The 10526-nt window shown below is 71.9% G+C and carries 10 protein-coding genes; 5 read left to right on the top strand and 5 right to left on the bottom strand.

What is annotated here, in order from left to right:
- Positions 1–99 (top strand): ricin-type beta-trefoil lectin domain protein (locus AB0J88_RS39080; RefSeq protein WP_364358404.1); only part of this gene is annotated, 99 nt, incomplete at its 5' end.
- 61 nt (positions 100–160) lie between these two features.
- Here the strand turns inward: AB0J88_RS39080 and AB0J88_RS39075 are convergent.
- Positions 161–685 (bottom strand): XdhC family protein, encoded by a 525-nt coding sequence (locus AB0J88_RS39075; RefSeq protein WP_364360532.1) that lies wholly within the window; start codon positions 683–685, stop codon positions 161–163.
- A gap of 2 nt (positions 686–687) precedes the next feature.
- Positions 688–1779 carry a crosslink repair DNA glycosylase YcaQ family protein gene (locus AB0J88_RS39070; protein ID WP_364360534.1) on the bottom strand — a complete coding sequence of 364 codons (1092 nt, stop codon included), beginning with the start codon at positions 1777–1779 and terminating at the stop codon, positions 688–690.
- A 43-nt stretch (positions 1780–1822) separates the two neighbouring features.
- Between AB0J88_RS39070 and dusB the strand changes: the two genes are divergently transcribed.
- From dusB to ppdK, 4 genes are all read left to right on the top strand, one after another.
- Positions 1823–2944 (top strand): tRNA dihydrouridine synthase DusB, encoded by a 1122-nt coding sequence (gene dusB / locus AB0J88_RS39065; RefSeq protein WP_364360536.1) that lies wholly within the window; start codon positions 1823–1825, stop codon positions 2942–2944.
- 85 nt (positions 2945–3029) lie between these two features.
- Complete coding sequence (lysS, locus tag AB0J88_RS39060; protein ID WP_364360538.1) at positions 3030–4730, top strand: lysine--tRNA ligase; 1701 nt, start codon at positions 3030–3032, stop codon at positions 4728–4730.
- Between the two features lie 52 nt (positions 4731–4782).
- Entirely contained in the window at positions 4783–5169 is a 387-nt protein-coding gene (locus AB0J88_RS39055) for a VOC family protein (RefSeq protein WP_364360540.1), read from the top strand.
- A gap of 187 nt (positions 5170–5356) precedes the next feature.
- Positions 5357–8044: a pyruvate, phosphate dikinase gene (gene ppdK, locus AB0J88_RS39050; RefSeq protein ID WP_364360542.1), complete on the top strand. Its 2688-nt coding sequence runs from the start codon at positions 5357–5359 to the stop codon at positions 8042–8044.
- 40 nt (positions 8045–8084) lie between these two features.
- Here ppdK and AB0J88_RS39045 read toward each other — a convergent pair whose 3' ends face one another.
- The 3 genes from AB0J88_RS39045 to AB0J88_RS39035 all read right to left on the bottom strand — a co-directional run bounded on the left by AB0J88_RS39045 (position 8085) and on the right by AB0J88_RS39035 (position 10474).
- Positions 8085–8456, bottom strand: a complete 372-nt coding sequence (locus AB0J88_RS39045) for a hypothetical protein (RefSeq protein WP_364360544.1) — start codon at positions 8454–8456, stop codon at positions 8085–8087.
- Positions 8457–8529: 73 nt separating this feature from the next.
- On the bottom strand, positions 8530–9018 hold the full coding sequence (locus tag AB0J88_RS39040; protein WP_364360546.1) for a roadblock/LC7 domain-containing protein: 489 nt from the start codon (positions 9016–9018) through the stop codon (positions 8530–8532).
- Between the two features lie 61 nt (positions 9019–9079).
- Positions 9080–10474 (bottom strand): hypothetical protein, encoded by a 1395-nt coding sequence (locus AB0J88_RS39035; RefSeq protein ID WP_364360548.1) that lies wholly within the window; start codon positions 10472–10474, stop codon positions 9080–9082.
- Positions 10475–10526 lie beyond the last annotated feature (52 nt).

The raw sequence follows: 10526 nt of genomic DNA, 5'->3' as shown, positions 1-10526 counted from the left end.
CTCTGCCTCGACGTCAACGGAGCCGCCACCGCCAACGGCACCCCCGTCATCGTCTGGACCTGCCACAACGGCAGCAACCAACGCTGGACCCGCGCCTGACCGAGGGTGCGCGACCGGCGCCGCCGTCCGCGCGACGGCGGCGCCGGCCCGGGGTGGCTAGTCAGAACTCGAAGCCGCCCGGGCGGGTGTTGCGGTCCGCGATCAGGCCCGCCAGGGTGGCGATCGCGATCTCGGCCGGCGTACGCGAGCCGATGTTCAGGCCGATGGGTCGGTGGACGCGGGCGATCTCGTCGTCGGGCACGCCGAGGTCGCGGAGCGCCTTGATGTGCGGCCCCTCGTGGTGGGGGTTGCCCATCAGACCGATCCAGCGGGTCTTGGCCGCCAGCGCGTCGCGCAGCAGCGTGCCGAGCTCGTCGCGGTGGTGGTCGCAGACGACGACGTCGGTGTTGGCGTCCAGACCGGCGGCGTCGAGCGTGGCCACGGCGCCGTCGGCGTTCGTCGGACCGAGCTTCGTCGGGTCCGGCTCGACGAGCACGGTGCGGTAGCCGAGGTCCAGCGCGTAACGCAGCAGCTGCGCGGACATCGGCGAGGCGAAGATGGCGACCAGCGTCCTGGGCTCGTCGCGAGGTGCCGGCGCGTCGCCGTGGGCGACGGCGCAGGAGGCGTCATGCACGTGGTCGGTCACGTCTATGACTCTGCCACGACCACCTCCTCACCGGCTGCCTCGACGAGCGTGCGCCGGCCCGGAGCCCTTCCGAAGGGTGTCACCGTGATCGCGCCTTTGCGCCGCCGCCAGATGCCGGCCACGGCGCCGTCGGCGAGCACGACGCCCGGGTTGGCCGCCGCTCGCCAGACCTGCTTGCGGTGGGCGGGGTCGGGCACCAGCAGACGCCGGTCGCTGAGCTCCAGCACCGGATCGTGCGGCGGCAGCAGGTGGACGCCGTGGGCCCGTGGGGCGGCCCGGGCCGCTTCGACGTCGTCGGGATGCAGGAACAGCCGGCGGCCGTCGACCTCGACGGGAACCACGTCGGCCAGGCCGTCCCACCAGCGCCGGGCGGCGGCGGGGGACAGGCCCAGCCAGGCGGCCAGGCCGTCGCGGTCGGTCGGGCCGGCGTAGCGGAGAAACCGACGCACCAACTCGCGGCGGGCCGCCTGCCGGTCGACCTCCGTCAGGGGCGGCCCGGCCGCCAGGCCGGTTGGGCCGTTGCCTACTCGGTCGGCAGGCGCTGGCGGCGGCCCGGCCACGAAGTCGGCCGAGCCGTCGCCGTTGGGCACGAGGCGCAAGCCGGCGGGCAGCGAGGCGAGCCGGAAGAGCGCGTCGTCGACGTGCGACGCGCCGCACCCGGGGCACCACGGCCGCAGCCGCTGGTCGACGGCGGCCGAGACCGCCGTCGACAGGGCGCCCTTGCCGCGCCGGACGCCGTCGGACATCACGGCCGCCATCGCGTCGGCGACCTCGTCGAGCGCCGCCCCGATCGGCCGGTCGAGGCTCGCGAAGAACGGCCCGAACTGCTGTTTTCGCAGGTCAGCGGCATCGTCCGGGCGCAGGGCGGCGGTCAGCGCGGCCACGTCGGCGGCCCGGTGCAGGTGCATCGCACCGCGGGCGGCGTGCACCAGGACGAGGCCGTCGCGGATGGAGAGCCCGCGTGCGGCCAGGGCGAGGACGGCCGTCGTACCTGGCGGCGTGTCCTGGATGCCCGTGTCGAGGACGTCGTCACCGCCCAGGTGCGTCGCCACCCGGTGGGCGCGGACCTCGGCGAGCGTCAGGCGGACGGCCATACGGGCAGGATGCCGCACGGGTACGACAACGTACGCTCGATGCGTGACGCCGCTGCTCATCGGACCCCACCGGGTCGACCCGCCGGTGGTCCTGGCACCCATGGCCGGGATCACCAACGTGGCGTTCCGCCAACTCTGCCGCGAGCAGGGCGGCGGCCTCTACGTCTGCGAAATGATCACCACGCGGGCGTTGGTCGAGCGCAACCCCAAGACCTTCAAGATGATCGCCTTCGCGGGTGACGAGCGCCCCAGGAGCCTCCAGCTCTACGGCGTCGACCCCGAAGTGACCGCGGCCGCGGTGCGGATGATCGTCCAGGAGGACCTCGCCGACCACGTGGACCTCAACTTCGGCTGCCCGGTCCCCAAGGTCACCCGCAAGGGTGGCGGAGCGGCCCTGCCCTGGCGCCGGCGGCTGTTCGCCCGGCTGGTCCGCGCGGCCGTCGACGCCGCCGAGGGCGCCGTCCCGGTCACGGTCAAGATGCGCAAGGGCATTGACGACGATCACCTGACGTACGTGGAAGCCGGGCTGGCCGCCCAGGACGCGGGCGTGGCGGCGGTGGCGCTGCACGCGCGCACGGCCGCCCAGCGCTACTCCGGCACCGCCGACTGGGATGCCATCGCCACCCTGAAGCAGGCGCTCGACGTGCCGGTACTCGGCAACGGCGACATCTGGGAGGCCGAGGACGCGCTCCGGATGGTCGCGGAGACGGGCGCGGACGGCGTTGTCGTCGGCCGGGGCTGCCTGGGCCGCCCGTGGCTGTTCGCCGACCTGGAGGCCGCGTTCGCCGGCCGCCCGGCCCGCAAGCTGCCGAGCCTGGGCGAGGTGGCCGGGGTCCTGCGCCGCCACGCGGAGCTGCTCACGGACACGTTCGGCAGCGAGCGCGACGCCTGCGTCGACATCCGCAAGCACGTCGCCTGGTACCTCAAGGGCTTCCCGGTAGGCGCCGAACTGCGCCGCGGCCTGGCGATGGTCTCGAGCCTCGCGGAGCTGGACGACCTGCTGGGCAAGCTCGACGCAGACGAGCCGTTCCCGCTGGACACCCTGGGCCAACCACGTGGCCGCACGAACTCCCCGGGCAAGGTCCACCTCCCGGACGGCTGGCTGGCCTCCCGCGACACGGACACGGTCCCCGAGGGTGCGGAAATGGAAAACTCGGGCGGCTAGCCCCAAGAGCCTCTGCCGTCACCGGCGCCGGCCCCTGCTGTGCCGTGCGGTAATTTCGTTCGGTACTCAAGGAGGGGTAGAGACTGTGGCGCAGGCAATTGAGGCCGACTGGGTGGCGCGGTTCGCCGACGAGGTGATCGCCGAGGCTGACAAGCGTGCGCCCGGCAAGCCCATCGTCTGCGCCAGCGGGCTCAGCCCCTCCGGGCCTGTGCACCTGGGCAACCAGCGCGAGCTCATGACCCCCCACCTGGTCGCCGACGAGATCCGGCGGCGGGGGCGCGAAGTGCGGCACATCCTCTCGTGGGACGACTTCGACCGGTTCCGCAAGGTGCCCGGTGGTGTCGATCCGTCCTGGGCCGAGCACATCGGCAAGCCGCTCACCGCCGTCCCGGCGCCCGCGGGCAGTGACTACCCCAACTGGGCCGAGCACTTCAAGGCGCCGTTGATCGAGGCCATGGGCAAGCTCGGCATCGAGGTCACGGCGATCAGTCAGACCGCCATGTACACCTCCGGTGCGTACCGGGCGCAGATCCTGCACGCGATGAGCCAGCGCGCGAAGATCGACGAGGTGTTGGGGCGTTACCGCACCAAGAAGAAGCCCGGCAAGGCCCTCACCAACCCCGACGAGGTGGCCGCGGCCGAGGGGTCCGGCGCCGCCAGCGAGGACGACGGCGGCACCGCTTCCGGCTACTACCCCTACAAGCCCTACTGCCAGGACTGCGGCAAGGACACCACGACCGTCACCGCGTACGACGACGCGACCACCGCGCTCACCTACACCTGCACCTGTGGGCACAGCGAGACCGTCCTGCTGTCCGAGTTCAACTACGGCAAGCTGGTCTGGAAGGTCGACTGGCCGATGCGCTGGGCGTACGAAGGCGTGGTCTTCGAACCCAGCGGCGTCGACCACAGCTCGCCCGGCTCCAGCTTCGTGGTCGGCAGCCAGCTCGTGCGGGACATCTTCGATGCCGAACCGCCGATCGGTCCCATGTACGCCTTCGTCGGCATCAAGGGCATGGCCAAGATGAGCAGCTCCCGGGGCGGGGTGCCGACCGCGGCCGACGCGCTGGAGATCATGGAGCCTCCGCTGCTGCGCTGGCTGTACGCGCGCCGCCGGCCGAACCAGTCCTTCGACATCGCGTTCGACCAGGAGATCCAGCGGCTCTACGACGAGTGGGACGGGCTCACCACCCGCGTCGAGAACGGCACCGCCTCCAGCGGCGACCTCGCCGCCTACGGGCGCAGCGCCGCGACGGCCGCCGGCCCGCTGCCGCTGACCCCGCGACCGGTGCCGTACCGCACCCTCGCGTCCATCGTCGACATCACCACCGGCAACGACGACCAGACCCTGCGGATCCTGCGCGACCTGGACCCGGCCGACCCGGTGAAGGACCTCGACGAGACCCGGCCCCGCCTGGACTGCGCCAGCAACTGGGTGCGCACCCAGCTCACGCCGGACGAGCGCACCCGGGTCCGCGAGGAGCCCGACGCCGTGCTGCTCGACGGCCTCGACGACGACCAGCGCCTCGCGCTCCAGAAGCTGCGGGACGGGCTCGACGACCACTGGTCGCTCGACGGGCTCACCACGCTCGTCTACGGCGTACCCAAGCAGCTCCTCGGCCTCCCCGCGGACGTCAAGCCGACCCCCGAGCTCAAGGTCGCGCAGCGATCGTTCTTCGCCCTGCTCTACCGCCTCCTGATCGGCAAGGAGACCGGTCCGCGGCTGCCCACGCTGTTGCTGGCAACCGGCGCCGACCGGGTCCGCGCACTGCTCGGCGGGTCGTAGGCTCGAAGGCGGGGAGGAGACCGCGCCGCCCGACCGCACGGGAGGTCGCGCGATGAAGAGCGGCAGAGTTACGCATTTCGAGATTCCGGCTGACAACGTCGAGCGGGCCGAGCGCTTCTACGCCGAGTCCTTCGGATGGAACATCCAGGACATGCCCGAGATGTCGTACGCCATGCTGAACACCACGCCGAGCGGCGAGGACGGCCGGCCGAAGGATCCCGGCGCGATCAACGGCGGGATGATGAAGCGCAGCGGCATGTTCACGGCTCCGGTCGTCACGATCGACGTGGACGACATCGACGAGGCCCTCGCCACGGTCGAGCAGCACGGCGGCACGACCAAGATGGGCCGGCAGGCCGTCGGTGACATGGGGTTCACTGGCTACTTCTCGGACACCGAGGGCAACCTGATCGGCCTGTGGCAGTCTGCGAAGAATTAGCAGACCACCCGGCCTCGCCGTGCGCGGTTTTGCACGGAAGAACGCTCCCAACACCGCCCATGTGCGTAGCGTTGTGCCAATAGTCACCGAGGGCTCCCAACCGGCCTGTTACCTCGCTTAACCTGCGCCCACGGTGGGAATGGGTTACTAAATGGTCGTTCAGTGTTGAGCGCCTGGGAGGGCTCCGGTGACAAAGTTCGTCTATGGCTTCTCGGAAGGGAACAAGGATCTCCGCGACCTGCTCGGCGGGAAGGGCGCGAACCTGGCGGAGATGACCAACATCGGGCTGCCGGTGCCGCCCGGCTTCACGATCACCACGGAGGCCTGCCGGGCTTACCTCGACTCCGGCCACCAGCCGCAGGGGCTCGCCGAGGAGATCGCCACCCACCTCGACGCGTTGGAAGCGTCGATGGGCCGCAAGCTGGGGGAGCCCGGCGACCCGTTGCTGGTCTCGGTGCGCTCCGGGGCCGCGTTCTCGATGCCCGGCATGATGGAGACGGTGCTCAACGTCGGGCTGAACGACGCCTCGGTGGACGGGCTGTCCCGGCAGGCCGGCGGCAACGACCGGTTCGCCTGGGACTCGTACCGGCGGCTGATCCAGATGTTCGGCAAGACCGTCTGTGACGTGCCGGGCGAGGAGTTCGAGCACGCCATAGAGGCCGCCAAGCGGGCCAAGGGCAGCGACAACGACCTCGACCTGGACGCCGGTGACCTGCGCGCCCTGGTCGACGAGTTCAAGCAGATCTTCGCCAAGCACACCGGCCGCGAGTTCCCGCAGGACCCGAAGGAGCAGCTCGACCTCGCGATTCGCGCGGTCTTCGAGTCGTGGAACGCCGACCGCGCCGTGCTCTACCGCCGCCAGGAGCGGATTCCGGCCGACCTGGGCACCGCGGTCAACGTCGTGGCGATGGTGTTCGGCAACCTCGGCTCCGACTCCGGCACGGGCGTCGCGTTCACCCGCGACCCGGCCTCCGGCCACCAGGGTGTCTACGGCGACTACCTGGCCAACGCGCAGGGCGAGGACGTGGTCGCCGGCATCCGCAACACCGTGCCGTTGCAGGACCTCGAGCGGATGGACAAGGCGTCGTACGACGACCTGATGCGGATCATGGCCACGCTGGAGGAGCACTACAAGGACCTCTGCGACATCGAGTTCACCATCGAGCGCGGCAAGCTCTGGATGTTGCAGACCCGGGTCGGCAAGCGCACGGCGGCGGCCGCGTTCATCATCGCCGGCCAGCTCGTCGACGAGGGTGTGATCGACCTCGACGAGGCGCTGCACCGGGTCACCGGCTCGCAGCTCGGCCAGCTGATGTTCCCGCGCTTCGATCTGTCCGCCGAGCCCGGCCAGCTGGCCAAGGGCATCGGCGCCTCACCGGGCGCGGCGGTCGGCAAGGTCGTGTTCGACGCGCTGACCGCCAAGGAGCTGGCGGCCGGCGGCGACGACGTGATCCTGGTGCGCCGCGAGACCAACCCCGACGACCTGCCCGGCATGATCGCCGCGCAGGGCATCCTGACGTCCCGGGGCGGCAAGACCAGCCACGCCGCGGTGGTCGCGCGCGGGATGGGCAAGACCTGTGTCTGCGGCGCGGACTCGCTCGACGTCGACGTTCGCGGGAAACAGTTCACCGTCGACGGGCAGACGGTCACGGAAGGCGACGTGATCTCCATCGACGGCACCACCGGCAAGATCTACCTCGGTGAGGTGCCGGTGCAGCCGTCCGAGGTGGTCCGTTACTTCGAGGGCACGCTCGACCCCGACCAGACCGACGACGCGCTGGTCAAGGCCGTGCACCGGATCATGTCGCACGCCGACCAGCGGCGCCGGCTCGCGGTGCGGGCCAACAGCGACACCGGCGCCGACTCGGCGCGGGCGCGGCGCTTCGGCGCGCAGGGGATCGGGCTGTGCCGCACCGAGCACATGTTCCTCGGCGACCGCCGTGAGCTGGTCGAGCGGCTTATCCTGGCGGCGACGCCGGACGAGCGCGACGCCGCGCTGGCCGAGCTGCTGCCGTTGCAGCGCGCCGACTTCGCCGAAATCTTCAAGGAGATGGACGGGCTGCCGGTGACCATCCGGCTGATCGACCCGCCGCTGCACGAGTTCCTGCCGTCGTTGGAGGAGCTCGCCGTGCACGTCGCGGTCGCGCACGAGCGCGGCGAAGACGCGGGCCGCGACGAGAAACTGCTCGCCGCGGTCCGGCGGATGCACGAGCAGAACCCGATGCTGGGCCTGCGCGGCGTGCGCCTCGGCCTGGTCATTCCCGGCCTGTTCGCGATGCAGGTGCGGGCCATCGTCGAGGCCGCCGTGCAGCGCGCCGGCGAGGGCGGCACACCGAAACCCGAGATCATGGTGCCGCTCGTCGGTGCCGTGCAGGAGCTGGAGACGGTACGCACGGAGGCCGAGCGGATCATTGCCGAGGTGGTCGCCGACAGCGGCGTCGAGGTGCTGATCGGCACGATGATCGAGGTGCCGCGGGCGGCGCTGACCGCCGGCCAGATCGCCGAGGCGGCACAGTTCTTCTCGTTCGGCACCAACGACCTCACCCAGATGTCGTGGGGCTTCAGCCGAGACGACGTCGAGGGCGCGTTCTTCTGGCGCTACCTGGAGCTGGGCATCTTCGGGATCTCGCCGTTCGAGTCGATCGACCGCGACGGCGTCGGCCGGCTGGTGCGGATCGCGGTCGACGAGGGCCGCAGCGCCCGCCCGGACCTCAAGCTGGGCGTCTGCGGTGAGCACGGCGGCGACCCGGACTCCGTGCACTTCTTCCACGACGTCGGGCTGGACTACGTGTCCTGCTCGCCGTTCCGGGTGCCGATCGCCCGACTCGAGGCCGGCCGGGCGGCCTGCGAGTCGTCGGGCTCCGACAGCCGTTGAGGACGAGGGGATCCCTTTCGGGACCCCCTCCCTCCCGCTCCTAGAGCTCCATCTCAGACTCGATCTTGCGCAGCTGGTGGCGGGCCATCGCGAGGTTCGCCCGGCTGCGCTGCAGCGCGATGTAGAGGAACAGGCCCTTGCCCGCCCGGCCGGTCAGCAGCCGGATCAGGTGGTACTGCGAGTCGAGGGTGATCAGGATGTCCTCGATCCCCTCCTTGAGCCCGAGCATCTCCAGCGTGCGGAGCTTCGCCCGCACCACGTCGGTGTTGCCGGCCGCGGCGACCGTCAGGTCGAGGTCCTTGCCGCCGCCGACCACGCCCAGCGACATGCCGCTGGTGTAGTCGACGAGCGCGACACCGATCGCGCCTTCGATCGTCATGCATTCCTTGAGAGCGGTGTCCATGTCAGTCATGAGCCTGTGTCCTCCGTTGTGTTCGGGTCTGTGGCCCGGACCGTCGAAGCCGAACGACGGTCGGGCCGGTGTTTCAGGACCGGGCAGCGCTGGGTCGGCCCGATCCGGTGGGGCGGGTGTTCCGGCGGGGCAGCGGTTCACGCGCCGGCGGCGCCGGCGGCGGGTTGCCACCGGGGGCGCGCCCCGGGGGTTGGGCGGCGAGCGCCTCGACGAGCACGCCGAGCCGGTGCGCCACCATGCGGGAGGTGCGGTGCACCAGGGCCAGGTTGGCCTGGGGCATGGCGACGACGGTCAGCAGCGCGGCGCCCGCCGCGTAGCTGACCAGGCATCCACCGTCGGCCTGGATGACCGTCTCGCGGTGGAGGCCGAGACCCACGGTCTCGGCGAACCGCCGGCCGAGGCCGACGGTCGCCGCCGCCATCGCGGCGACGGTGTCGGGCTCGACCCGGTCGACATCGCTCGCGATGAGCAAACCGTCCGGGCCGGCCAGAACCGACCCGATCACGTCCGGGACCTCGCGCAGCGCGCGGAGCGCGGCGGCGATGGCGCGATCGGTGTCCACTGGCGGTCTCTCTCCTTCGGTCGGGTTGACTGCAACCGGCCGTGAGCCGGTGGTCCGCGGCTCATCGCAGTGCCTTCAATGCGGTGCGGATGCGTTTGAGCAGCGCCTCGTCGGCCGGGACGGGCGTTGCGACATCCGACTCCTCGGTGATCTCGGGGAGTCGCTCACCCGGCGCGCGCCGGGGCAACGCGGGCAGTGAGCCGGGCGGGGCCGGCGCCGGCACCGCCGCACGAATGGGTAGGGCGGCCTCGTCGAACGCCGCGCTCCGCGCCTCGGAGCGGTCCGGCGCGACCGGGGTACGCCGCCGGGGCATGGCCGAGTCGCCCAGGGAAGCAGCCGGGTCGCGCAACGACGCGGCTGGGGTGCGCAACGACGCGGCGGGGTTGCCAAGGGCGGCAGCAGGGTTGCGCAACGCGGCGGCCGGGTTGCCCAAGCCGCCCGCGCGGCTGCCCGACGCGGCGCCCGGATCGCCCAAGCCGGCCGCATCGCCGCCCGACGCGGCGGCGGAGTTGCCCAAGCCGGCCGCGTGGCCCGCTGACGCGACGGTGGCGTTGCCCAGGCCGCCCGAGGCGGTGGAGACACTGCCGACCGCCGCCGCGGGGTCGGTCAGGGACACGGCGGGCTTGTTCCGGGCGACCTCCGGGTCGACGCGAGCCAGGCCGGTAGCGACGTCGGACCGTTCGACCTGCTCGGTGTAGGGGATGAGCGGCGTCGGCCGCTGCGCGACCGGCGCGTTCCGGACCACCAGCGGGATGGCGCCCGCCGGCAGGGCGATGAGGCCGGCCGCGGCGAGCCGGCGCACCTCGGTCAAGACCGCGTAACCGGCCCGACCGAGCTCCCGGGCCAGGCCGATCGGATTGAGCGTGCCGTCGGCGCGGCCGACGATCTCCCACTGGAGGGCGGACAGCACGACCCGCGGCACCGGCGGCCGGCGGACCGGCACGACGACGGCGTGGTCGACGCCCGGCTCGTGGTAGATCTCGTCGAGCAGCTTGCGCCGCCGGGCCACCTCGCGGGTCAGCACCGCCGGGTCGACCGAGGTGACCGCGCCCATGCCGTGGGTCTCACCGTCGGCGAAGCGGAGCAGCGCGCTGGCCGAGCCGAGCGCGAAGTACGCGGCGTCGTAGATCGCGCCGAGCACGCACAGCTCGAGCTCGCCGTGCGTGAGGTGTCCCTGCTGGACGAGCCAGGCTGGAGGTCGCACGTCCGCCTTGCCGACGGCGCCCCCGGTGGCCAGCGCCGCCAGCCAGGTCTGCGGTGCCAGCCGGTCGGACGCGGTGAGCAGGTCGCCGATGCTGGGGGAGCTGCCCGACTCGGCGAACACGACGGACCCGTTGACCAGGTAGATGCAGTCCTCGGTGCCGATGTGCAGCGCGCCTGTCGCGCCGGCGGTGGCCAGCTGGGTCAGGGCCCGCCGCGGCGAGCCCGTGCGGGGGATCCGTACGGACTTCGCCAATGCTCCTCCTGACGAGTTGATTGGTCCGGGCGTTCCGGATCTAGGGGACATG

It is taken from the genome of Asanoa sp. NPDC049475, from assembly GCF_040676915.1.
In the GTDB taxonomy this organism is placed as follows: Bacteria; Actinomycetota; Actinomycetes; order Mycobacteriales; family Micromonosporaceae; genus Asanoa.
The sequence above is the reverse complement of the archived record's forward strand: the minus strand, read 5'-3'. Positions and strand labels throughout refer to the sequence as shown.

Bases quoted from the DNA above. Each gene is read 5' to 3' on its own strand.
- AB0J88_RS39070 (WP_364360534.1), bottom strand. From the start codon at position 1,779: ATGGCCGTCCGCCTGACGCTCGCCGAGGTCCGCGCCCACCGGGTGGCG.
- AB0J88_RS39055 (WP_364360540.1), top strand. From the start codon at position 4,783: ATGAAGAGCGGCAGAGTTACGCATTTCGAGATTCCGGCTGACAACGTC.
- AB0J88_RS39045 (WP_364360544.1), bottom strand. From the start codon at position 8,456: ATGACTGACATGGACACCGCTCTCAAGGAATGCATGACGATCGAAGGC.